Source organism: Mycobacterium sp. NGS63 (genome assembly GCF_059812295.1).
The window spans coordinates 223,903-245,793 of record NZ_JCALCJ010000008.1; the positions used below are offsets into that span (position 1 = coordinate 223,903).

General features: G+C 70.1%; 21 protein-coding genes. 12 read left to right on the forward strand and 9 right to left on the reverse strand.

Features of this window, described 5'->3' with window-relative positions; translation table 11 throughout:
- The first annotated feature begins 118 nt into the window (after window positions 1-118).
- From AC5Y4Z_RS20905 to AC5Y4Z_RS20915, 3 genes are all read left to right on the forward strand, one after another.
- Window positions 119-721, forward strand: coding sequence for a TetR family transcriptional regulator (locus AC5Y4Z_RS20905; RefSeq protein WP_499966662.1), 603 nt, complete (start codon window positions 119-121; stop codon window positions 719-721).
- Window positions 718-1,542 (forward strand): hypothetical protein, encoded by an 825-nt coding sequence (locus AC5Y4Z_RS20910; protein ID WP_499966664.1) that lies wholly within the window; start codon window positions 718-720, stop codon window positions 1,540-1,542. Before AC5Y4Z_RS20905 ends, AC5Y4Z_RS20910 begins: the two co-directional genes overlap by 4 nt.
- Before the next feature lie 100 nt (window positions 1,543-1,642).
- Window positions 1,643-1,807, forward strand: coding sequence for a hypothetical protein (locus AC5Y4Z_RS20915; protein ID WP_499966665.1), 165 nt, complete (start codon window positions 1,643-1,645; stop codon window positions 1,805-1,807).
- Between the two features lie 201 nt (window positions 1,808-2,008).
- On the opposite strand, the gene AC5Y4Z_RS20920 is transcribed toward AC5Y4Z_RS20915, so the two are convergent.
- On the reverse strand, window positions 2,009-4,681 hold the full coding sequence (locus tag AC5Y4Z_RS20920; protein WP_499966667.1) for an ATP-binding cassette domain-containing protein: 2,673 nt from the start codon (window positions 4,679-4,681) through the stop codon (window positions 2,009-2,011).
- Window positions 4,682-4,806: 125 nt separating this feature from the next.
- Window positions 4,807-5,877: an alpha/beta hydrolase gene (locus AC5Y4Z_RS20925; RefSeq protein WP_499966668.1), complete on the reverse strand. Its 1,071-nt coding sequence runs from the start codon at window positions 5,875-5,877 to the stop codon at window positions 4,807-4,809.
- 152 nt (window positions 5,878-6,029) lie between these two features.
- Between AC5Y4Z_RS20925 and AC5Y4Z_RS20930 the strand changes: the two genes are divergently transcribed.
- Window positions 6,030-6,875 (forward strand): SDR family NAD(P)-dependent oxidoreductase, encoded by an 846-nt coding sequence (locus AC5Y4Z_RS20930; RefSeq protein WP_499966669.1) that lies wholly within the window; start codon window positions 6,030-6,032, stop codon window positions 6,873-6,875.
- On the opposite strand, the gene AC5Y4Z_RS20935 is transcribed toward AC5Y4Z_RS20930, so the two are convergent.
- On the reverse strand, window positions 6,872-9,109 hold the full coding sequence (locus AC5Y4Z_RS20935) for a molybdopterin-dependent oxidoreductase (protein ID WP_499966671.1): 2,238 nt from the start codon (window positions 9,107-9,109) through the stop codon (window positions 6,872-6,874). The two genes, AC5Y4Z_RS20930 and AC5Y4Z_RS20935, sit on opposite strands and share 4 nt — an antisense overlap.
- Window positions 9,110-9,161: 52 nt before the next feature.
- Entirely contained in the window at window positions 9,162-9,587 is a 426-nt protein-coding gene (locus tag AC5Y4Z_RS20940) for a PPOX class F420-dependent oxidoreductase (protein ID WP_499966673.1), read from the reverse strand.
- 120 nt (window positions 9,588-9,707) lie between these two features.
- On the opposite strand from AC5Y4Z_RS20940, the gene AC5Y4Z_RS20945 reads away from it, so the two are divergent.
- The 3 genes from AC5Y4Z_RS20945 (at window position 9,708) to AC5Y4Z_RS20955 (ending at window position 11,359) form a co-directional block, all read left to right on the forward strand.
- Entirely contained in the window at window positions 9,708-9,890 is a 183-nt protein-coding gene (locus AC5Y4Z_RS20945; RefSeq protein WP_499966675.1) for a hypothetical protein, read from the forward strand.
- Between the two features lie 88 nt (window positions 9,891-9,978).
- Window positions 9,979-10,437, forward strand: a complete 459-nt coding sequence (locus AC5Y4Z_RS20950; protein WP_499966676.1) for a nuclear transport factor 2 family protein — start codon at window positions 9,979-9,981, stop codon at window positions 10,435-10,437.
- Window positions 10,438-10,489: 52 nt separating this feature from the next.
- Window positions 10,490-11,359: an alpha/beta fold hydrolase gene (locus AC5Y4Z_RS20955; protein WP_499966677.1), complete on the forward strand. Its 870-nt coding sequence runs from the start codon at window positions 10,490-10,492 to the stop codon at window positions 11,357-11,359.
- Here the strand turns inward: AC5Y4Z_RS20955 and AC5Y4Z_RS20960 are convergent.
- The 4 genes from AC5Y4Z_RS20960 to AC5Y4Z_RS20975 are packed head-to-tail and all read right to left on the reverse strand — an operon-like array spanning window position 11,356 to window position 15,089.
- Entirely contained in the window at window positions 11,356-11,820 is a 465-nt protein-coding gene (locus tag AC5Y4Z_RS20960) for a nuclear transport factor 2 family protein (protein WP_499966679.1), read from the reverse strand. The two genes, AC5Y4Z_RS20955 and AC5Y4Z_RS20960, sit on opposite strands and share 4 nt — an antisense overlap.
- 10 nt (window positions 11,821-11,830) lie before the next feature.
- Window positions 11,831-12,664, reverse strand: coding sequence for a mycofactocin-coupled SDR family oxidoreductase (locus tag AC5Y4Z_RS20965; protein ID WP_499966681.1), 834 nt, complete (start codon window positions 12,662-12,664; stop codon window positions 11,831-11,833).
- A complete protein-coding gene (locus AC5Y4Z_RS20970) occupies window positions 12,661-13,476 on the reverse strand; it encodes a mycofactocin-coupled SDR family oxidoreductase (RefSeq protein WP_499966682.1) in 816 nt (271 codons plus the stop codon). The genes AC5Y4Z_RS20965 and AC5Y4Z_RS20970 overlap by 4 nt, the downstream gene beginning before the upstream one ends.
- Window positions 13,473-15,089 carry a flavin-containing monooxygenase gene (locus AC5Y4Z_RS20975; RefSeq protein ID WP_499966684.1) on the reverse strand — a complete coding sequence of 539 codons (1,617 nt, stop codon included), beginning with the start codon at window positions 15,087-15,089 and terminating at the stop codon, window positions 13,473-13,475. Before AC5Y4Z_RS20975 ends, AC5Y4Z_RS20970 begins: the two co-directional genes overlap by 4 nt.
- A gap of 149 nt (window positions 15,090-15,238) precedes the next feature.
- Between AC5Y4Z_RS20975 and AC5Y4Z_RS20980 the strand changes: the two genes are divergently transcribed.
- The 5 genes from AC5Y4Z_RS20980 (at window position 15,239) to lipP1 (ending at window position 20,626) form a co-directional block, all read left to right on the forward strand.
- Window positions 15,239-16,423, forward strand: coding sequence for an acyl-CoA dehydrogenase family protein (locus AC5Y4Z_RS20980; protein WP_499966686.1), 1,185 nt, complete (start codon window positions 15,239-15,241; stop codon window positions 16,421-16,423).
- A gap of 10 nt (window positions 16,424-16,433) precedes the next feature.
- A complete protein-coding gene (bphC, locus tag AC5Y4Z_RS20985) occupies window positions 16,434-17,342 on the forward strand; it encodes a biphenyl-2,3-diol 1,2-dioxygenase (RefSeq protein WP_499966688.1) in 909 nt (302 codons plus the stop codon).
- Window positions 17,339-18,805, forward strand: coding sequence for an FAD-dependent oxidoreductase (locus AC5Y4Z_RS20990; protein WP_499966689.1), 1,467 nt, complete (start codon window positions 17,339-17,341; stop codon window positions 18,803-18,805). The genes bphC and AC5Y4Z_RS20990 overlap by 4 nt, the downstream gene beginning before the upstream one ends.
- Window positions 18,806-18,893: 88 nt before the next feature.
- Window positions 18,894-19,706 carry an IclR family transcriptional regulator gene (locus AC5Y4Z_RS20995; protein ID WP_499966690.1) on the forward strand — a complete coding sequence of 271 codons (813 nt, stop codon included), beginning with the start codon at window positions 18,894-18,896 and terminating at the stop codon, window positions 19,704-19,706.
- Window positions 19,703-20,626: a LipP1 family hormone-sensitive lipase gene (gene lipP1 / locus AC5Y4Z_RS21000; protein ID WP_499966692.1), complete on the forward strand. Its 924-nt coding sequence runs from the start codon at window positions 19,703-19,705 to the stop codon at window positions 20,624-20,626. The genes AC5Y4Z_RS20995 and lipP1 overlap by 4 nt, the downstream gene beginning before the upstream one ends.
- Here the strand turns inward: lipP1 and AC5Y4Z_RS21005 are convergent.
- Window positions 20,603-21,841 carry an NADH:flavin oxidoreductase gene (locus tag AC5Y4Z_RS21005; RefSeq protein ID WP_499966694.1) on the reverse strand — a complete coding sequence of 413 codons (1,239 nt, stop codon included), beginning with the start codon at window positions 21,839-21,841 and terminating at the stop codon, window positions 20,603-20,605. The genes lipP1 and AC5Y4Z_RS21005 overlap by 24 nt on opposite strands.
- Window positions 21,842-21,891: the final 50 nt, after the last annotated feature.

The window sequence follows — 21,891 nt, forward strand, 5'->3', positions numbered from 1 at the left end:
AGGCCGCGCCAGCGTAACGCCACGGTGAAGCGGGCACCGAATTTCGCACTGACGTTACGCCGGCGCGCCGCTGACACCCGTCATTGACGACCGTCAGCCAGTGGCGTACGGTGACGGCGTGCCCACGACAGCCCCGGCCCCGAGCCCGCGCGAGGCCCAGCGGCTGCAGACGCGGGGCCGGCTGTTCGACGCCGCGGTCGCCGAGATCGGCAGGTCGGGACTGGCGGGCACGGATGTCGCCGCGATCGCCGCCGCCGTCGGGGTCGCGCGCGGGACGTTCTACTTCCACTTCCCCACCAAGGAGCACGTGCTGCTCGAGCTGGAGCGGGCCGAGGAGGCCCGGATCGCGGCCGCGCTCGGCGAAACGCGCCACGGCGACCTGCTGGAACTGCTCACGGCGTTGGTGCGCGCGGTGCTCGAGGCCGAGCACCGGCTGGGGCCCGTGGTTTTCCGGGACATGCTGGGGTTGCACTTCTCCGCGTCGCGGCCCGCCGAGGACCAGCTCGGCGAGCATCCCCTGGCGGAGTTCGCCGTCGCCGCGATCGCCGAGGCGCAGGCCGCCGGGCGCGCCTCCCGGGACGCGGACGCCGGCGAGCTCGGCGTCATCTTCATGACCGGACTGTTCGCGTTGCTGGCGACGGCGCCCACCCCGTCAAAGCCCCGCGCCGCACTACTGGATCGGTACGTGCGGACGATTGTTCACGGAATGGAGGCACCATGACCGCCACGGGTATCGAGGGCTACCAGGCCTACCTGACGCGTCGCGACGGCGAGGCCGACCTGCTGCATCGCCGGTTGGCCAACCGCGAGGACTTCTTTGCGTCGTTGGAGGCCAACCCCATTCGCTCCGGCCGGCCCATCGACCGGCAGGTGTTCCTGCGCAACCTGCGGCGGCGCCGGCCCGAGGCGGGGCTCGGCCGCGACATGCTGTTCCTGCTGGCGACCGCCAAGCTGAACCAGGCCGAGCGGTTCGGCGTGGACCTGGGCGACACGTACGGGCGCATCGGCGGCGAGGACAAGCCGCCCGAGGGCGTGTATCTCGCGCTCGAGGAGCACTATCACACCCGCCTGCTGGCCTACGTGCTGGACGTCTTCGGCCTGCCCTTCCACGTGGTGGTGCCGCCGTTCGTGATGCGCCAGTTCGTGAAAATGGAGGTTTTCCTCCCCGAGCGGATCGGGTTTTCGTTCGTGGGCGCGGCGGAAATGGCCGGCTGCATCATGTTCGACGAGCTGCGCCGCGTCGGCGTCGAATTGTTCGCCGACGAGCCCGACGTGGCGGCCCGGATCGAACGGCTCTACGGCGAGATCCTCACCGACGAGCTCGGTCACGTCGGCTACTGCGCGGCGCGGTGCACGCGCGCCGAGCGCGCGCTAATGCGTTGGCTCTACCCGCTTTTCGGGCGGCTGTTCGCCCGCCAGACCGCGGAGATCAGCCTGCTCATCGATCCCGGAAAGCTGCGTGCGCGCCTGAGCCGGCCCTTCGACGTCGAGGGGCTCGCCGCCGGTGTGCCGAACGAGACGTTCGTGGCGGCCCAACCTTGAAAAAACCTGTAAACCTCTCGTAAAAACCCTGCGCACCCATCGCGGATACGGGCAAAGGCTGCGAGAATTTGTGCACACACCTTTCGCACAGGGAGTCGTCATGCCCACTCTCGAGTCACGCCTCCGCCAGGAGCTGCACACCTGCGCCGTCGAGTTACGCCAGCTGGCCTACACGGTGCCCCAGGGGGTCGGCGAGCATGCGCTGCTTGCGCTTTCCGACCGGATGCGAGCCGCCGCCGACGAGGCGGTCCGCAAGGGCGCCTGACTGCTTCGGTGCGAGCCTGCGGCGTTGAGTGTGAGCCCAGGGCTTTCAGTGTGAACGGACGGCGGCGCTTCCGCGATTTCACCGCCCAGGCTTCACAGTCAAAGCCAAGGATTCACACACGATGCCGAAGCCGAACCTCAGCAGACACCCAAGCCGCAACCAGTACCGATGACGACGCCGCCCGGCACCACCCCTCGCAGGTCACCCGCCCTTGAGGCGAATCTTCCACCGCACGAAGCCGAGATAGACGACGCTCAGCAGCACCAGCATGCCCATGTCGAACCACCACGCGCCGGGGGTGTGGCGCCAGTGCGAGTCCTTCGGCGTCAGCGGGCCGGGCACCAGTTTGATCAGGTCGGCCGTCGACGCCGATGACGCGAAGCCCCACCGGGCCGGGGTCGCCCACGACATCTGGTCGAGCCCGATGCGGGCGGTGACCGGAATCATCCCGCCGGAGAACACCAGCTGCGACATGACCGCCACGACCAGCAGCGGCATGATCTGCTCGTTGGACTTGGCGATGGACGACAGCACCAGCCCCAGCATCGCCGAGGCGACGGTGGTCATCGCGACGTCGACGAACAGCTCGAGGCCCGGCTTGCCCAGCGCCACCGCGCCCTGCGTCGGGCCGCCCTTGCCGAGCAGCGCGATGATCGTCACGATCGCCGACTGCACGACCGCGAACACCGTGTACACGCAGACCTTGGCCAGCAGGTAGGCCGTCGTCGACAGGCCCACCGCCTGCTCGCGCAGGAAGATGGCCCGCTCCCCGATCAGGTCCCGGATGGTCAGCGCGGTGCCCATGAAGACCGCGCCGACGTTGAGCAGCACCAGGATCTGACCCGGCTCGTTGGGCGCGGCGCCCATCGGGTTCGGGATGCCGAAGCCCACCTCGCCCGGCACCGACATCGACAGCGAACCCATGATGAACGGCAAGATCGCCAAAAACACGAAATAGCCGCGGTCCGAGACGATGAGCCGCACCTGCCGCCGGGCGATCGTGGAGAACTGCCGAAACAGGCTGGTGTGCGACGGGTCGCCCAACTCGGCCGGCCGCTCGGCGGGGGGCGGCGGCGGGGGTGGGCCCGTCCGCGACAGGTAGCGCGCCTTGGCGCCGTCCGGGTCGCTGGCGACCGTGCTGAAGATGTCGGCCCAGTTCGTCGTGCCCATCGCCGGACCGATCTGGCTGGGCGGCCCGCAGAACGCCGTCTTGCCGCCGGGGGCCAGCAGCAGCACCTGGTCGCAGATGTCCAGGTAGGTCAGCGAGTGGGTGACCACGAGCACCACCCGGCCGGCGTCGGCCAGCTGCCGCAGCATCGTCATGACCTGCCGGTCCAGCGCCGGGTCCAGGCCCGACGTCGGCTCGTCGAGGATCAGCAGCGACGGCCCGGTCAGCAGCTCCAGCGCGACCGAGGCGCGCTTGCGCTGGCCGCCGGACAGCTTGTCGACCCGGGTGTTCAGGTGCTGGCTCATCTCGAGCTCTTCGAGCACCCGGGCCACCACCTGCGCGCGGTCGTCCTTGGTGGTGTCCGGCGGCAGCCGCAGCTCGGCGGCGTACATCAGCGCCTGCTGCACCGTCAGCTGCCCGTGCACCACGTCGTCCTGCGGCACCATCCCGATCCTGCTGCGCAGCGACGCGTATTCGGCGTGCACGTTGTGGCCCTCGAAGGACACCGTGCCCTTGGTCGGGTGCGTGTAGCCGGCCACCAGCCGGGCGAACGTCGACTTCCCCGCGCCGGACGGGCCGATGACGGCCGTGAGCGTTCCGGGCTGCGCGCCCAGCGAGATGTCGTCCAGCAGCACCTTGTTGCTCTCGATCGTCCACGTCACGCCGCGCACGTCGAGACCGCCGGTGCGCGTGGCGGTCGCACTCTCGTCGCGCCGGGCCAGCGTGCCGCCGGCGAACACGAGGTCGATGTTGCCGATCGTGACGACGTCGCCGTCGTGTAGCACCGCCGAGTCGACCCGCGCGCCGTTGACGAACGTGCCGTTGATGCTGCGGTTGTCGTGGATCTCGGTGCCGTGGGGCGTGGGGATCAGGGTGGCGTGGTGGCGCGAGGCGAGCACCTCGGGGATGACGATGTCGTTGTCGTTGGCCCGGCCGATCTTGATCGCCCCCGGCGCCGACTCCGCGGCCCGGCCCGGCCGCAGGATCTTCATCATCGACGTCGCGATGTTCGCGGCGTCGCCGACGCGGCCCGTCTCGCCGACCGCGGGCCCTTCGACGCGGCCGGTCTCCAGCCCCGCCGGCGGCACGTGCGCGGGCTGCGCCCGGTAGATCTTCGGCGCCTGCTGCGGCCCGCTGGCCGGTCCCATGGGCTGCGGTCCACTCGGGTAGTGCGGCAGGGGGCCGCTGGGCGGGTGGATCGGCTGCGGCCCGCTCGGCGGCTGGCCGGCTTGGTGGACCGGCCGCAGCCCGCTGGGCACGTGCGGGGTTTGACGCACCGGTCCCGAGCCGGCCTGCGGGCGGGCTTGCGCCACCGGGCCGCTGGGTGTGCCGGCGGGGTTGTAGATCGGTATCGACGTCGTCAGCGGCGGCCGTCCCGCCGAGCCCTGGTGGCGGCCGACCTCGAAGGTCAGCGGCGGGCCGTCCGGGTTACCGATGTTGACCCGCAACCCGTCCTGGATGTCGACGGCGGGCACGCGACGGTTGTGCACGTACAGCCCGTTGAGGCTGCCGTTGTCGATGGCGATCCAACGGCCCTGGTCGAATCGCACGATCAGGTGCGTGCGAGAGATCAGTGGGTGTGCGACGCGGACGTCGGCGCGAAGGTCACGCCCGATGACGACGTCGGTGCCTGCCGCGAAGGTCCGCTCGGATCCCTCGTATCGCACGGTCAGCACGGGCGGGGCAGGTGGGGTCACGAAGACCAACTGTATCGGCCTGTCCTGGCTCTAGCCCCGATTGCAGCCCAAGTCGTCGCCGCCATTCACCGCCGTCGCGGCCGCCCGACGTGCCGAGCTAACGCCGAATTGCTTACCGGCTTGCGGGTCCCGGGTTATCCCGCCGCGGCGGACAGGTGGGCGGCACGGCGCTTGGCCGAGCGCCGCCAATTGTCCGGCAAACCGCGGCTCTCGTCGGTGACCCTTTTGATGAAGTCACCGATGTAGCGAATGGCCTGCCGGCCCTCCGGGAGGACGTCGGCCGCCAACGGGAAGTCGTGAATTTGGCCGTCCCACAAATGCAGTTCGCAACGGACGCCGCTGTCCTGCAACCGTTCGGCCATCAGCTCGGCGTCGGGCAACAACAATTCGTCGCGGCTGGCGTGGATGGTGACCGGGGGCAGCTCGCCGAGATCGGCGTCCACCGGTGACTCGATGCGACGGGTCTTTCCTCCGCGGCCCGTCGGGACCCGGGCCTCGCCGAGGTAGCGGGCGAACATCGACAACGCCCCGCGGGTGAACATCGAGCACCGGCGCGCGTTGCGGTGGCCGAGCTTGCGGGCGGGGTCGGCGTCGGTGAACGGCGAGATCGCCGCGACCGCGGCCGGCCGGACCAGGTCGGTGCGGATGGCGGCCAACGTGGTCATGAACGCGAGGTATCCCCCGGCCGAGTCGCCGGCCACGACCATAGTGTCGCCGTCGTACCCGCGGTCCAGCAGCCAGCGCAGCCCGCTCAGCCCGTCCTCGATTGCGTCGGCGATCTCGTGGGTGGGCAACTTGCGGTATTCGACGGCCAGCACGCCGGCGTCGGCCGCCTTCGACAGCCGGGTCACCATGGACCGGTGCGTGTTGAGGCCACAGGTGATAAACGCACCGCCGTGCAAGTAAAGGATCGCGCGTTCGGAGGAGACGCCGGGCGCGCGGACCCACTCGGCCGCGCAGTCGTCGAGCCGTACCGGCTCGATGTGGGCGGCGGAACCGAATTGCGGCACCAATCCCGCCAGCCCGTCCACGTATTGGAAGGGCCAGTGGAAATTCGGCTGAACGGCCCACGCGCGCACCACGTTCTTCACGATCAACCGGCTCGCCAATGACACAGCAAACGACTGGGCGCTGTGGCGGTGGTGAAATCGCCGATTCATCGCCTGGCTTGGCAACAAGCGTTCGGACTCTGCCCTGATAACCATTCGCATTCAACTCCTATAGATCTGGCGGATACCCGCCGTCGATCGGGGAAAACGACCAGCAAATCCGCGGCAAATGTCGCCTTCGTCACTGTTTGTGTCGGGAAAAGGTGGGTACCGCCGGGGAAGCGCGCCGGGTGGCCCAAGATATGACGATGGGACAGACACCCGGCACGCCCGCGCTGCTGGCCGACCGGGTCGCGGTGGTGACCGGGGGCGGTGGCGGCATCGGCGCCGCCACCGCGCTCCTGTTCGCCCGGCACGGCGCGCGCGTGGTCATCGCCGACGTTGACGACGGCCTCGCCCGACGGGTGGCCGACGAGATCACGGCGTCGGGCGCCTCGGGCCTGGCGATCACGACCGACGTGCGCGACGCGGGCCAGGTCACCCGCCTGTCGCACGCGGTGCTGGACCGCTACGGACGGGTGGACGTGCTGGTCAACAACGTGGGCCACTGGCTGCGCCACCCCGGCGACTTCGTCGACACCGACCCGCAGCTGTGGGATGACCTGTACCGCATCAACCTCCACCACGTATTCCTCGTCACCCACGCGTTCTTGCCCGCGATGCTCGAGCGGCGGGCCGGGGCGATCGTCAACGTCTCGTCGGTCGAGGGGCTGCGCGGCTACCCCGAGGACCCCGTCTACGCCGCGTTCAAGGCGGCGGTCATCCACTTCACCCGCAGCCTCGCGGTGCAGGTGGGCCGCGACGGGGTCCGGGTCAACGCGATCGGCCCCGACGTCACCGAGTCACTGCAGGTGCCCTATTCGCGGTGGCTGTCCGCCGAGGAGCAGGCGCAGTGGCCGCAGTGGGTCCCGGCCGGGCGGATGGGACTGCCCGAGGACCAGGCCCGCGTGATCCTGTTCCTGGCCTCGGACCTGGCCGGGTTCGTCACCGGCCACACCATCCCCACCGACGGCGGCACCGGCGCGGCGGGCGGATGGTTCCGGTCGACGCGCCGGCCCGACCGGCAGTGGACGAACCGCCCGATCGCGCCCTAGCGGCTGGGCTCGGCGACCCGGAACCGCGCCTGGTCCTCCATCACCGTCACCGGAATGCCGTTCAGGACACCGTTTCCGGACGGCTCGTCGACGAACGCCGGCGGTGACAGCGCGTTGGTGTTGGCCCCCGGGGAGTTGTTGGCCACCGACATCCGGGTGCCCGGCTTGCCGTGTCCCCAGCCGTGCGGCATCGACACCACCCCGGGCATGATCGCGTCGGTGACCTCGACGGGCACCGTGATCTCGCCGGCCTCGGACTTCACGGTGACGACGTCGTCGTCGGCCACGCCGCAGCGCGCCGCGTCGTCGGGGTGGATCAGCAGCGTGCACCGGTCCTTGCCCTTCATCAGCGCGGGAACGTTGTGCAGCCAGGTGTTGTTCGACCGCAGGTGCCGGCGGCTCACCAGGACCAGCGGCTCGGCGGGGCGCTCGAGGCGCGCCGCCAGCCGCGGCAGGTCGTCGAGCAGGTACTGCGGGGCGAGCCGGATCTTGTTGTCGGGGGTGCCGAGGATGTCGGGCAGTTGCGGCACCATCGGCCCGAAGTCGATGCCGTTCGGGTTGGCCCTGAGCAGCTCCAGCGTGAGCCCGCCGGGGTTGTCGCCGTAGCGGTCCCCGAACGGGCCGGTGCGCAGCGTGAGGTCCAGGATCCGCTCGGGCCCGCCGTGCTCGTAGAGCGTGCGGATCTGCGCCCCGTCGACCCCGCGGGTGAACGCCAGGTAGTCGAAGAAGCCGTCGTCGATGGCGGCCACGTCGACGTCCTCGGCCGGCGTGCCCGTGCACAGGCCGGTCAGCCGGATCAGGATCTCCCATTCGTGCGGGCGGTCGCCGGGGTCGAACACCGGAGCCGAGTAGTTGGCGATGCTGTGGATCGCGAACTGCAGGATCAGGTCGTCGTGGTGGGGCTGCTCGAGCGGGGACAGGCCGGGCAGGATCACGTCGGCGTGGCGCGTCGTCTCGTTGAGCCAAAGGTCAACGGAGATCATCGCTTCCAGCATCGGCAGCACCTCGTCGAGCTTGTCGCCGCCGGGCGTGGACAGCACCGGGTTGCCGGCCACCGTGATCAACGCTTTGAGCTGACCCTCGCCGGGCGTGGCGATCTCCTCGGCCATGCACGACACCGGCGCCTGACCCAGCACCTCTTTGGCGCCGCGCACCCGGGTGCGCCAGCGGCCGAATTCGGGCAGGCCGCCCTCCAGGCCGGGCAGCGGCTGGGTGGTGATCGACCACGCCGCCGCCCGCGGGAACATCGCCCCGCCCGGGGTGTCGAAATGCCCGGTCAAAATGTTGACCACGTCGACCAGCCAGCTGGCCAAACTGCCGAACTCCTGATTGCACAGGCCAATTCGGCCGTACACCACGGAGCGTTCGGCGCCGGCGAGTTCGCGGGCCAGCGCGCGGATGCGGTCTTCGTCGATGCCGGTGACGGCGCTGACCCGGCTCGGCGGCCAGTCGGCGGCGACCCGGCGCATGGTGTCGACGCCGTCGACGTGCGGGCCGGGATCGATCAGCCCCTCGTCGAAGAGCGTGTGGGCCACCGCAAGTAGCAGCGCCGCGTCGGTGCCCGGGACGATGGGAAGCCACTCGTCGGCCTGGGCCGCGGTCTGGGTGCGCACCGGGTCGACCACGATCACCTTGCCGCGCTTGCGGATCGCGCCGATCAAACCCATGACGTCGGGGGCGGCCAGCAACGAGCCCTGCGAGGCGGCGGGGTTGGCGCCCATGATCACCAGCAGGTCGGTGCGCTCGATGTCGGGCACGGGGAACGTCCACCAGCCGCCGTACATCAGATGCGACGACAGGTTCTTGGGCCACTGGTCGACGGTGCCCGGCGAGTAGGTGATCGGCATCCCCGACATGCCCAGCAGCACGCCCGTGTAGCGGGCCAGCGAGAACGAATGCGCCAGCGGGTTGCCGGTGTAGGCGGTGACCGCGCCGATGCCGTGTTTGGCGATCACCGGTGCCAGCAGCTCGGTGCAGCGCCGAAACGCCGTGTCCCAGCTGACTTCCCGCCAGCTCCCGTCGACCTTGACCATGGGCTGGCGGATGCGGTCCGGATCGTCGTGCAGCGCCGCAAGTGACACACCTTTGGGGCAGATATGTCCGCGGCTCCAGACGTCGTCGCGGTTGCCGCGAATGCCGGTGACTTTCCCGCCGTCGACGTGAATCTCCAAGCCGCACATGGCTTCACACAGTGGGCAGGTGCGCACGTGCCTGCCGTCATCGCCGGGTTTCATCCACCCACTGTATTCCGCTACCGCCCGTCGCGGAAGTGGTGAAATTCCGGCGTCAGGATGCCCAGGGGCCGATGCCGCCGACCTTCTCGACGCGGATGCGGGTGAGGAAACCCGGCGGCGCGTCGGCCGGCGGGAAGTTCATGTTCGGGTCGCCGAGGACCGGGTTGAGCTCACGCAGCAGCTCGGGCGCGCCGCCCTCGACGATTCGCGCGGTTCCGGTGAGCGAGAGGTAGGGCCGCATGCCGGCGCCGGACCCGTTGGGCGACACGATCGTGACGGCGACGCGGGGGTCGTTGCGGACGTTGCGGACCTTCTTGTGCTCGGCCAGGTGCGCGCTGACGAGTTCGTCGCCGTCGGGCGTCGAGCGCAACGCGACCCACACCAGGCTCACCTGGGGGCTGCCGTCGGGATTGAGGGTGACCAGCGTGGCGTCGGCGCCCCTGCCGATGAGGTCTCGCGCCGCGGCGTTGAGTTTCATGCGTTGTTATACCGCCCCGCGCGGCGATTCATTCCCGCCCGCGATTCGGCCTGAATGACATGTGAATCCGCCCAGTTGGCTGTACAAGCCTGCGGCGTCGCTCCTAGCGTCGTCGATGACATGAGCGACGACCAGCGACCGACGGCCATCGACCACCTGCGCGGTGAATTGCTCGATCGCATGGACGCGCAGCCCTTCGACGATTGGTCCCCCGCCCTGTTGCGGGCCCTCATCGCCGTCTTCGACCTGAACGGGGTCACGCCGGTGGCCCGGCACGGCTTTCGGCCGTATCGCGTCGAATAAGCTCCGCGAGAGTGCGCCTACCGACACCGCCTCTCGGGCGATGCGTCGGTAGTTGCACTTTCGCGAGGGGAGGTGTGGAGTCACGACGGTGGAGATGTGGGAATTGGTTGCCCGTGAGCAGATCCGGGACACGCTGGCGCGGTACAACTGGTCGGGTGATGCGGGGCGCATCGATGGCCTGGCGGAGACGTTCTGCGCCGACGGCGTTCTCGAGATCCGCGAGCAGGAGCCGCTGCGCGGGCGCACCGAGATCGCGTCGTTCCTCGGCGGGGTCACCGGGCAGGTGGCCGCCGGCGCTAGCCTCGCGGCAGGCGTCAAGCCCGTCGTCCGGCACAACCTCACCAACGTGTTGTTCACCGCCCTGTCGCCCGAGCGGGCGGAGGTGTCGTCGTATTTCACCGTGGTGACGCAGGTCGGGCTGGACCATTTCGGTCGCTATCGCGACGTCCTGGCGCCCGACGGCGGGACCTGGCTGATCAGGCACCGCAAGGTGTCGACGGACTGGGCGGCGCCGGATTCGACGATGGCCCGGCGCTCGGCGCAGTGAGCTTGAGCGCCCCGCCGCCTCGACGCCGCGGCGGCATGGCAGGGTGGCATCCGTGGCAAACACTTCTGCGGCGACGGTCGAGCAAGACCTGCGCGAAATCAGCACCCCGAAGGGCGCTTTGCGCTACTACGACTGCGGCCCCGATTCCAGCCCGGTGCTGCTGTTCCTGCACGGCTCCGGCCCCGGGGTCACCGGCTGGCGCAACTTTCGCGGCGTGCTGCCCACGTTCGCCGAGCACTTCCGCTGCCTGATCCTCGAGTTTCCCGGCTTCGGGGTCACCGACGACCTCGGCGGCCACCCGATGATCACCGCGTTCGGCGCGGTGTCGCCGTTCCTGGACGCCCTCGGCGTCGACAAGGCGCACATCGTCGGCAACTCGATGGGCGGCGGCGTCGGCATCAACTTCGCCACCCAGCACCCGGACCGCGTCGGCCGGCTGGTGACGATCGGCGGCATCGGCACCAACATCTTCAGCCCCAGCCCCAGCGAGGGCATCCGGCTGCTGCAGGAGTTCGTCGAGGACCCGACCCGGCAGCGGCTCGTCGACTGGCTGAAGTCGATGGTCTACGACCAGGCCCTGGTCACCGAGGAACTGATCGAGGAACGCTGGCAACTCGCGACCGATCCCACGGCGCTGGACGCCGCCCGCCGGATGTACGGCAAGGCGGCGTTCGCCGGGATGAACGCCGCGATGGCGGCCTCGGACCGGCCCCTGCCGTGGGCGGCGATGCACAAGCTGACCGCGCCCACCCTGCTGACCTGGGGCCGCGACGACCGGGTGAGCCCGCCCGACATGGCGCTCATCCCGATGCGCACCATTCCCAACGCGGAGCTGCACATCTTCCCCAACTCCGGGCACTGGGCCATGATCGAGGCCAAGGAGGCATTCGAGAGCACGGTGCTCGGCTTTCTGTCCCGCTAGCGAGCTTTCGTCAGCAGCGCGTGCGCGTCGGGGTTGCCGTCGAGCACCCCGCTGGTGCGGACGTCGATCAGCCACCGGCCGTCGATGCGCCGCAGCGCGAAATGGTGCGCGGTGGCGCGCCACACCCGGTACCCGTCACCGTCGCGGACGAGGACCAGCGACTCGCATACCGCCTCCGCCTCGTCACCGGCGACCGCCACCACGCAGGGCCCGAGAAAGTGGCAGCATCCCTTGGCAACCAGCTTTTGGTGGGCGTCCGAGGCCACCATGGCGTGAATCGCCGCCCGGCCCTCCATCCGCCAGCCGTCGACGTCGTAGACGCCGTCGCTCGTCCACAGGTTTGCGGCCGCGTCGGCGTCCCCGGCGTCGACCGCCGGACCGTACGACGCGATCAGCTGCCGGATGTCGCGCTCATCCTCGAGCCGGCGCAGCCGGGCCGCCACGTCGTCGACATCGGTCATGTGAGTCTCCTCAGCGTTGGGTGGCGCCCGCGTCGACGGGCAGGGTCACCGCGGTGATGTAGCGGGCCTCGTCGGAGGCCAAAAACAGCGCGGCGTTGGCGACGTCGGCAGCGTCCACCCACGGCACCCCGAGCATGTTCATGTTGCGGGCCGCCTCGGCGAATTCGGCGCGGGTGGGCGGGCGGTCCAGGTCGGGGCGGAACGCGCTGCTGACGGCGTCGTTCTGGATCATCGGGGTGTCGACATTGGTCGGGTGGATGCAGTTCACCCGAACATTGTGCGGCGCAAGCTCGTTGGCCAGGCTGCGCATCAGGCCGACCACGCCGTGCTTGGCGGCCGTGTAGTGCGCGACGCCGACCAGCCCGCGCAGGCCCGCGATCGAATTGGTCAGGATCATCGCCCCGGCGCCGCGCGCGATGAGGTGCGGCGCGCCGGCGCGGCAGGTGTGCCAGACGCCGGTGAGGTTGACGTCCAGCATGGTGCGCCAGGCGCTTTCGCCGAGCTCGACCGCCGCCCCGCGCGAGGTGATTCCGGCGGTCGCGCACACCACGTCCAGTCCCCCGAACCGCTCGACGCCGCGGTCGGTGGCCTCCTGCACACCGGCGAGGTCGCGCACGTCGACGATTTCGGTGTGCACGCCCGCGCCCGCCGCGGCGACCAGGGCCGCCGTCTGCTCGAGGTCGGCCGGCGTGCTGGGCGGGATGATCACCGTGTCGATCGCCGCGCACACGTCGATCGCCACGATGTCGGCGCCCTCCTGCGCGAACCGCACGGCCTGGGCCCGCCCGATGCCCCGCGCGGCGCCGGTGATCAACGCGACTTTGTTCGCCAGCCGCCCGGTCACGTCGTCTTCTGGGTGAGTCCGGCGTCGACGACGAGCTGGGTGCCGGTGATGTAGCGGCCCTCGTCGGAGGCCAGGAACACCACGGCGTTGGCCACGTCGACGGGTTCCACCCACGGCACCGGCAGCAGGTTGCGCGCCATGAGCACCTCCGCGGCGTCGGCGGCCGTGGGGTTGTCCAGGTCGGGGCGCAGCTTGCAGAACATCGCCTCGTTGAGCACCATCGGGGTCGCGACCGCGCCGGGGTGGACGGTGTTGACCCGGATCTTGCGCGGGCCGAGTTCGTTGGCCAGCGTGCGCGCCAGCCCGACCACGGCGTGCTTGCTGGCGGTGTAGTGGGCGGTGTTGGCGGTGGCGCGAAGTCCGTTGGTGGAGCTGATGATGACGACCGAACCACCGTCGGCGCCTTCCCGGTCAAGCATGTGCGGCACGGATGCTTTGACGGTGTGCCAGACGCCGGTGAGGTTGATGTCGAGCGTGCGTTGCCAGTCCCGCGGGTCGAGCTCCCACGACGGCGCACCGGCCAGGTGGATGCCGGCGTTGGCGATGACGACGTCGAGGCGCCCCAGTGCGGCGACGCCGGCGTCGACGGCGGCGGTGACGGCCGCCAGGTCGCCGACGTCGGCCAGGCCGGTCGCGCACCGCCGGCCCCGGTCTTCGACTTCGGTTGCGGTGCCGCGCAATTCGTCGGCGGCCGCGGGCCCGTCGAGGGCGATCACGTCGGCGCCCTCGTCGGCGAAGCGCTGGCAGTGCACGCGCCCGGTGCCGCGGGCGGCGCCGGTGACCACCACCACCTTGCCGCGCAATCCGGTCATCGCGGCGCCTTCAGCAGATCGAAGCCCTTGTATCCGGCGGCGGCGACCTCGGCGCAGATGTCGTTGTACGTCGCGAACCCGCCGACGAACAGCATGAAGCCCCTTGGCTTTCCGGGCACATTGGCGCCCATGTACCAGGAGTTCGCCTTGGTGAACAGCGTGGCCTCGGCGCGCCGGGCGCACTCCGCGCCCCAGCCGTCCACCGCGTCGCCGGTGGCCTCGATGGCGGCGTAACCGTGATCGTCGAGGTGGCCGATGGCCGCGGCCACCCAGTCCACCTGCGCCTCGGCGTGCAGCACCATGTTGGCCAGCACCGCCGGGGCACCCGGCCCCGAGATGGGGAACAGGTTCGGGAACCCGTCGACGCCCAGCCCCAGGTAGGTGCGCGGCCCGTGCGCCCAGTCGTCGCGCAGGCTCACGCCGCCGCGCCCGGCGATGTCGATGCCGGCCAGTGCGCCGGTCAGCGCGTCGAAACCGGTTGCCAGCACGATCATGTCGAGGTCGTAGTGCCCGCCGGCGGTGGTGATCCCGGTGGCGTCGACGGATTCGATCGGGGTGGCGCGCACGTCGATTAGCGAGACGTTGGGCCGGTTGAACGTCTGAAAGTAGTTGCTGTCGGTGCAGATTCGCTTGGTGCCGATCGGGTGGTCGGTGGGGATCAGCAGGTCGGCCACCGCGGGGTCGTCGATCACGGCCCGGATCTTGGCCTCGTAGAACGTGCGGGCCTCGTCGTTGGCCGCGAGATCGGTCAGCTGGTCCGGGAACGTCTTGGAGAACAGCACGCCGCCCAACTCCCAGCGCTTCTCGAACGCGGCGCGGCGTTCCTCGGGGGTGTACTCCATGGTGGGTTTCTCGGCGGTGATGTGCGGTGACCCGCCGCCGCTGCGCCACGACAGCCGGCGCCTCTCGGCGTAGCCGGCCTTGATCGCGTCGAGCTCCCCGGCCGACAACGGCTTGTTGCCCGCCGGGACGCTGTAGTTCGGCGTGCGCTGGAAGACATGGAGGTGCTCGGCCCGTTCGGCGATGATCGGAATCGACTGGATGCCAGACGATCCGGTGCCGATCACCGCGACCCGCTTGCCGGTGAAGTCGACGTGGCGGTGGGGCCAGTGCGCGGTGTGGTAGGTCTCGCCGGCGAAGGTGTCGAGGCCGGGGAAAGCCGGCGTCAGCGCGGCCGACAGCGGGCCGGTGGCCATGACGCAGAACCGCGCCGAGAACGCCCGTCCGTCGTCGGTGCGCACCGTCCAGCGCAGCGTCGTCTCGTCGAGCGCGGCGGAGGTGACGCGGGTGCCGAACGCGATGTCGCGGCGCAGGTCGAGTCTGTCGGCGACCCAGTTGAGGTACCGCAGGATCTCGGGCTGGGTGGCGTACTTCTCGGTCCAGTCCCACTGCTGCTGCAGCTCGTCGGAAAAGGAGTAGCAGTAGTCGACGCTCTCCACGTCGCAGCGCGCGCCGGGATACCGGTTGTGGTACCAGGTGCCGCCCAGCTCCGGCGCGGCCTCCACCACGAGCACGGACAGCCCCTGGGCGCGCAGCCTGTGCAGCGCGTACAGGCCGGCGAAGCCCGCGCCGACCACGATGACGTCGAGGGGTTGCGGGTCGGCGTTGCTCACAAGCACACACGGTAGGGGTGCCTGGTTCCGTGGCCGCCTCCCCCTCCCGGTCACCGGACTATTTGCGTCCGCTGACCGGGAACGGCTTCGGGTTCGGCGCGAACTGCGGTAGACCATTACTACGCACCTACCAGTTAAGGACAAACACCATGAGCGAGCGGGTACTCGACCGGGTCCTGGCGATGGCGGACCAGTTGCGCGACCAGGCGGTGGATGCCGAGCGCATCGGACGGCTCACCGACGACACCGTCAAGCTGATGAAGGGCGCCGGCCTGATCCGGCTGCTGCAGACCAGGCAATACCAGGGCTTCGAGGTCCACCCCCGCGAGTTCGCCGAGACCGTGATGGCCACCGCGGCGCTGGATCCGGCCGCCGGCTGGATCGTCGGCGTCGTGGGCGTGCACCCCTACCAGCTGGCCTACGCCGACCCGAAGGTGCCCGCCGAGATCTGGGCCGACGACGTCGACACGTGGATGGCGTCGCCCTACGCGCCACAAGGCGTGGCCAAACCGGTCGACGGCGGTTACCTCTTCAACGGCCGGTGGCAGTTCAGCTCCGGCACCGACCACTGCGACTGGATCATCCTGGGCGCCATGCTCGGCGACGACAAGGGCATCCCGCTGATGCCGCCCCAGATGCTGCACATGATCCTGCCGCGCAAGGACTACGAGATCGTCGAGGACTCGTGGAATGTGGTGGGGCTGCGCGGAACCGGCTCCAAGGACGTCATCGTCAAAGACGCGTTCGTGCCGAGCTACCGCACCATGGACGCGACGAAGGTGATGGACGGCACCGCCCAGCGCGAGGCCGGCATGACCGAGCCGCTGTATTTGATGCCGTGGTCGACGATGTTCCCGCTGGGCATCTCGGCGGCGACGATCGGGATCGCCGAGGGCGCGCTGGCGGCGCACCTGGACTACCAGCGAGAGCGGGTGGGCGCCACCGGAACAGCGATCAAGGACGACCCGTACGTCATGCACGCCATCGGCGAGGCCGCCGCCGACATCAACGCCGCCCGCCAGGAACTGCTGGCCAACGTCGACCGCATCTACGACATGGTCGCCGCCGGCAAGGAGGTGTCGTTCGCCGACCGCGCGGCCGGCCGCCGCACCCAGGTGCGCGCGGTGTGGCGCGCCGTGGCGGCCGTCGACGAGATCTTCGCCCGCTCCGGCGGCAACGCGTCGCGGATGGACAAGCCGCTGCAGCGCTACTGGCGCGACGTGCACGTCGGCCAGATGCACGCGATCCACGTCCCGGGCACCGTCTACCACGCGTCGGCGCTCAGCTCGCTGGGCATCGAACCGCCCGAGGGCCCGCTGCGGGCCCTGATTTAGGAGCACGGCCTTGACTGACCTGAAAAGCCTTGGCTACATCACCATCTCGACCAACGACATCGAACGATGGCGGCATTTCGCATTCGGCGTGCTGGGTTTCGCCGAGGGGAAAGGTCCCGACCCGTCGGCGCTGTACCTGCGCATGGACGAACGCGCGGCCCGGCTCATCGTGGTGCCCGGTGAGACCGACCGCGTGCTCACCGTCGGCTGGGAGGTGCGCGACCACCCGGCCTTGCAGCGCGTGCAGGCCGCCCTCGACGGGGCCGGCGTGGCCTACAAGCAGCTCTCCACCGACGAGGCCGAGGCCCGCCGCGTCGAAGAGGTGATCACGTTCGAGGATCCCGCCGGCACCACGCTCGAGGTGTTCCACGGCGCGGTGCTCGACCACAGCCCGGTCGTCACCCCGTTCGGGGCGCGATTCGTCACCGGCGACCAGGGCATGGGCCACGTGGTGGTGCCCGCGATGGACCCCAACGGGCTGTTCGACTTCTACACCGAGGTGCTGGGATTCCGCGCCCGCGGCGCGTTCCGGGTGCCGCTGCCCAAAGAGTTTGGGCCCGTTCGGGTTCGGTTCCTGGGCATCAACGAGCGCCACCACAGCCTGGCGATCGTGCCCGCCGCACACCAGCGCGACCCGCGCCTGGTCCACATCATGGTCGAGGTCGACACCCTCGACGCCGTCGGGCAGGCACTGGACCGGGTCAACGCCGAGGGCTTCCAGCTCTCGTCCACCCTCGGGCGCCACACCAATGACAAGATGGTGTCGTTCTATGTCCGCGCCCCCGGCGACTGGGACATCGAATTCGGCACCGACGGGATGCGCGTCGACGAAACCTATTACACCGCAGAGGAAATCACCGCCGACAGCTACTGGGGCCACCAGTGGTGCGGCGAAATGCCCGCGGCGATGCGGCTGTGACACCCGAGCCCGACGTCACGCCGGTCGCGGCATCGTCGGTCACGTCGTGGGACGCCGAGGCCGACGTCGTCATCGCCGGCTACGGGGTCGCCGGCGCGGCCGCCGCCGTCGAGGCCGCCCGCTCCGGCGCCGACGTCCTGGTCCTCGAGCGCACCGGCTCCTGGGGCGGGGCGGCGGCGATGGCCGGCGGGTTCATCTACCTCGGCGGCGGCACCGAGTTGCAAAAGGCCTGCGGCTTCACCGATTCCGTCGACAACATGGCGGCGTTCCTCAACGTCGCGATGGGCCCCGGCGCCGACGAGAACAGGATCGCCGACTACTGCGCCGGCAGCGTCGCCCACTTCGAGTGGCTGGTCGGCTGCGGCGTGCCGTTCAAGGCGGAGTTCTTCTCCGAGCCCGGCTGGGAGCCCATGGGCGACCAGGGGCTGATGTACAGCGGTGGCGAGAACTCCTTCCCGTTCAACACCATCGCCACCCCCGCCCCGCGCGGGCACGTCCCGCAGATGCAGAACAAGAAGCAGGGCGAGGCCAGCGCCGGCTACATGCTGATGAAGCCGCTCGTCGAGACGGCCACGGCGGCCGGCGCGCGGGCGCTGTACGACGTGCGGGTGCAGCGGCTGATCGTGGAGTCCGACGGCAGGGTCGTCGGCATCCGCGCGCGCCGGTACGGCGACGAGATGTCCATCCGGGCGCGCACCGGGGTGGTGCTGGCGACCGGCAGCTTCGCCTACAACGATGCGATGGTCGCGCGCTACGCGCCGCGCATCGCCGGGCGCCCGGCCGCGTCGATCGAGCAGCACGACGGGCAGGCGATCCGGATGGCCCAGGCGCTGGGCGCCGACCTCGCCCACATGGACGCCACCGAGGTCGCGATCTTCGTCGACCCCCAGCAGCTGGTGCGCGGCATCCTGGTCAACGGCCGCGGGCAGCGCTACGTCGCCGAGGACACCTACCCGGGCCGGATCGGGCAGCTCACCCTCTACCAGCAGGACAACGTCGCCTACCTGATCATCGACGACGACGCCCAGCAGGAGGCGATGGCCTCGTGGTCGCCGAAGTTCATGCTGCGGCCGGCGACCTGGGTGGCCGAGACCGTGGCCGACCTGGAGCGCGACATGGGCCTGGCGCCCGGTTCGCTGCAGGCGACCGTCGCCGCCTACAACGAGGGCGCCGCCCGCGGCGAGGACCCGTTGCTGCACAAGAAGCCGGAGTGGATCAGGCCGATCGGCTCGCCCGTCGGCGCGATCGACCTGCGGGAGAACACCGGCGGGTTCACGTTGGGCGGGCTGGCCGCCACGCTGGACGCCGAGGTGCTGCACGTGAGCGGGGAGCCCATCCCGGGCCTGTTCGCGGCGGGACGCTGCACCGCCGGCCTGGCCGCTTGGGGTTACGCCAGCGGCGTCTCGCTGGGCGACGGCAGCTTCTATGGCCGCCGCGCGGGCCGCTCCGCCGCCCGCGGCTGAGATTCTTTTTGCGCGTGTCATGTGACAGCGACCACACCCGTGTGCTAGAACTATATTCCTAATAGGAATATGCCAGCCAGGAGGTTATATGTCAGCGCCTGTCGAAACTCCGACCGCCGTCATCGACCGCATCTCGCTGGTCCTGGACGCCTTCGAGGGCCCGGGCCGGCTGACGCTGGCCCAGATCGTCCGCCGCACCGGCCTGCCCCGCTCGTCGGCGCACCGGATGCTCGAGCGCCTGGTGCAGCTGCGCTGGCTGCGCCGCAGCGGCCGCGACTACGAGCTGGGCATGCGGCTGGTGGAGCTGGGTTCGCTGGCCGTGCACCAGGACCGCCTGGTGCGGGCGGCCGGGCCGCTGCTGGGCGAATTGCACCGCGCCACCGGGCTGGCCGTGCACCTCGCCGTGCTGGACGGGCCGGACGTCGTCTACCTGGACAAGATCGGCGACCAGCGGATCCCGACGCGTGTCGGCGGCCGGCAGCCCGCCCACTGCACGGCCGTCGGCAAGGCGATGCTGGCCTACCGCGACGAGGACGCCGAACTCGACCTGAGCGTGCGCAAGACCAAGTATTCGATCTCCACCGGCGCGCAGCTCGCCGTCGAGCTGGCCAAGGTGCGCGCCCACGGCGTCGCCTTCGAGCGTGAGGAGTCGCTGCTCGGATTCGGCTGCGTCGCGGCCCCGATCGGAGGCGGCCCCGGCGACGCCGGCGAAGTCATGGCGGCGGTGTCGGTGTGCGGCCCGATGAGTCGCATGATGTTCGATCAGCGCCTCGCCGCACCGGTGCGGATGACGGCGATGCGCATCTGGCGCAACGTCGAGGACGGCCCGCAGCGCGTCGCACCCACCCTGCAGCCGATGCGTCCGCTGCGGCCGGCTCGACCCGCCCTGCAGTACGCGTGAGCCTCGATCCGCAGATCGCGGGGATCATCGAGGATTTCGATCGGGGGTTCCCACCCGTTCAGGAGATGAGCGGTGCCGAGGCCCGCGCGCTCATTCGGTCCAGAATGGTGCCGCCGGCCCGGCCCGAGACCGTCGCCGAGGTCTCCGATCGCTCCGTCGAGGGTCAGGGCGGCCCGATCCCGGTGCGCGTATACCGGCCCGAGGCTCCGGGGCCGCTCCCCGTCGTCGTGTACGCCCACGGCGGTGGGTTCGTGTTCTGTGACCTGGACAGCCACGACGGCCTGTGCCGCAATCTCGCCAACCTCGTTCCCGCCGTTGTGGTTTCGGTCGGCTATCGGTTGGCCCCGGAGGACCCGTGGCCGGCGGCTGCCGAGGACGTGTACGCCGTGGCGTGCTGGGCCCGCGACAACGCCGCCGCGCTGGGCGCCGACCCCGAGCGGCTGGTGGTGGGCGGCGACAGCGCCGGCGGCAACCTGGCCGCGGTGACCGCGATCATGGCCCGCGACCGCGGCGGCCCGGCGCCCGCGGCCCAACTGCTGCTCTACCCCGTCATCGCGGCGGATTTCGGCACCGAGTCCTATCGGCTGTTCGGCCGGGGCTACTACAACCCGGAGCCGGCGCTGCGGTGGTACTGGGATTGCTACGTGCCCTCGGTCGAGGACCGCGCGCATCCCTACGCCACCCCGCTGAACGCCGACCTGCGCGGACTCCCGCCCGCGGTGATGGTGGTCGCCGGCCACGACCCGCTGCGCGACGAGGGATTGGCCTTCGGTGCCGCGCTCGAGGCGGCGGGCGTGCCGACGGTGCAATTGCGCTACGAGGGCGGAATCCATGGGTTTATGACGATGCCGATGCTCGACATCGCGCACCGGGCGCGCAAAGAGGCGACCGTGGCCCTAGCCGCTCTGTTGCAGCGGTAACCCCTTGGCACGCAACGGATCTGCTGAACCATAACGCTGTCCCGGGTCGAGCACACAATGAGTCCGCCCGAACACGGTGACCATGCACTTGTTGTTGTGGGTGCACCGGCTGCGTGCGGCCGGATCAGCGATCATCCTGGAGACCAGGTCCGGTTCGCGGAGCAGCGCCCGCCCCATCGCGACGAACTCGAAGCCCTCGCGCATGCCGGTCTCGACGTGTTCGCGATTGGTGATGCCCCCCAGCAGGATCAGCTTGGTGTTGCGCATGACCGGGACGAACTGGCGGGCATTCTCCAGCATGTAGAGATCGCGGTAGGGGTAATCACCCATCGCCCACTTCCCGATGAAGCGGATCCCGGTGCGCATGGGCTGCGGCATGACCTGGGCGAACTCCTTGACGGGGACGTCACCGCGAAACAGGTACATGGGCTTGAAAACCGACGAGCCCTGGGTTAATTCGATCGCATCCAGCACTGCGTCAGCATCGAGCAGCGCCGCGGTGCGCAGCGCTTCGGCGACCCAGATGCTGCCGGGTACGCCGTCGTCCATGTCGAGCTTGGCGGTTACGGCGATGCGGTCGCCGATCTCGTCGCGCACGCGGCGGGCGATCTCGCGGCAGAACCGTGACCGGTTGTCGATGTCGCCGCCGTATTCATCCTTGCGCCGGTTGATCAACGGACTCAAGAACGAGCTCGGCAGGTATAGGTGGCCGAAATGCAGTTCCACGGCATCGAAGCCCGCTTCGGCGGCCACCCGGGCGGCGGCGCCGAATTGGTCAGTCACCCGCGCGATTTCGGTGCGGGTGATCCCGCGGCAGTAACCCATCGAAGCGGGGTTTATGAACCTGCTCGGCGCCATCGGGGTGACGCCGGTCAGCTTCTTCTGCGCCACCACACCGGCGTGGCCCAGCTGTGCCGAGATCGCCGCGCCGTCCTGGTGGACCGCGTCGGTCAGCTTCCGCAGGCCTGGCAGGGCCGCCTCGCTCATCACGATCTGTCCGGGTGCGCTGGCACCCTCGGGCGCCACACAGCAGTACGCGACGGTCGTCATGCCGACGCCGCCCCGGGCGAAGGCGCGGTGGAACTCGATCAGATCATCGGTGACCAGCCCGTGCGGCGACCGGCCTTCGGACGTGGCGGCCTTGATCACCCGGTTGCGCAACGTCAGCGGCCCCAGGACCGCGGGGGCGAACGGGTCGGGGGGCACTGCGCTCATGCGGCCACCCTTACCTCGCGCCCGGCGACGGTCAACGGGAGGTTCCCGAT

Excerpts from the sequence above, each read along its gene's own strand:
- AC5Y4Z_RS20980 (WP_499966686.1), top strand. The coding sequence starts at position 15,239 with ATGAGCGAGCGGGTACTCGACCGGGTCCTGGCGATGGCGGACCAGTTG.
- AC5Y4Z_RS20995 (WP_499966690.1), top strand. The coding sequence starts at position 18,894 with ATGTCAGCGCCTGTCGAAACTCCGACCGCCGTCATCGACCGCATCTCG.
- AC5Y4Z_RS20925 (WP_499966668.1), bottom strand. The coding sequence starts at position 5,877 with ATGGTTATCAGGGCAGAGTCCGAACGCTTGTTGCCAAGCCAGGCGATG.
- AC5Y4Z_RS20935 (WP_499966671.1), bottom strand. The coding sequence starts at position 9,109 with ATGAAACCCGGCGATGACGGCAGGCACGTGCGCACCTGCCCACTGTGT.
- AC5Y4Z_RS20940 (WP_499966673.1), bottom strand. The coding sequence starts at position 9,587 with ATGAAACTCAACGCCGCGGCGCGAGACCTCATCGGCAGGGGCGCCGAC.
- AC5Y4Z_RS20970 (WP_499966682.1), bottom strand. The coding sequence starts at position 13,476 with ATGACCGGATTGCGCGGCAAGGTGGTGGTGGTCACCGGCGCCGCCCGC.
- AC5Y4Z_RS20930 (WP_499966669.1), top strand. The coding sequence starts at position 6,030 with ATGGGACAGACACCCGGCACGCCCGCGCTGCTGGCCGACCGGGTCGCG.
- AC5Y4Z_RS20960 (WP_499966679.1), bottom strand. The coding sequence starts at position 11,820 with ATGACCGATGTCGACGACGTGGCGGCCCGGCTGCGCCGGCTCGAGGAT.
- AC5Y4Z_RS20945 (WP_499966675.1), top strand. The coding sequence starts at position 9,708 with ATGAGCGACGACCAGCGACCGACGGCCATCGACCACCTGCGCGGTGAA.
- AC5Y4Z_RS21005 (WP_499966694.1), bottom strand. The coding sequence starts at position 21,841 with ATGAGCGCAGTGCCCCCCGACCCGTTCGCCCCCGCGGTCCTGGGGCCG.
- AC5Y4Z_RS20910 (WP_499966664.1), top strand. The coding sequence starts at position 718 with ATGACCGCCACGGGTATCGAGGGCTACCAGGCCTACCTGACGCGTCGC.
- AC5Y4Z_RS20915 (WP_499966665.1), top strand. The coding sequence starts at position 1,643 with ATGCCCACTCTCGAGTCACGCCTCCGCCAGGAGCTGCACACCTGCGCC.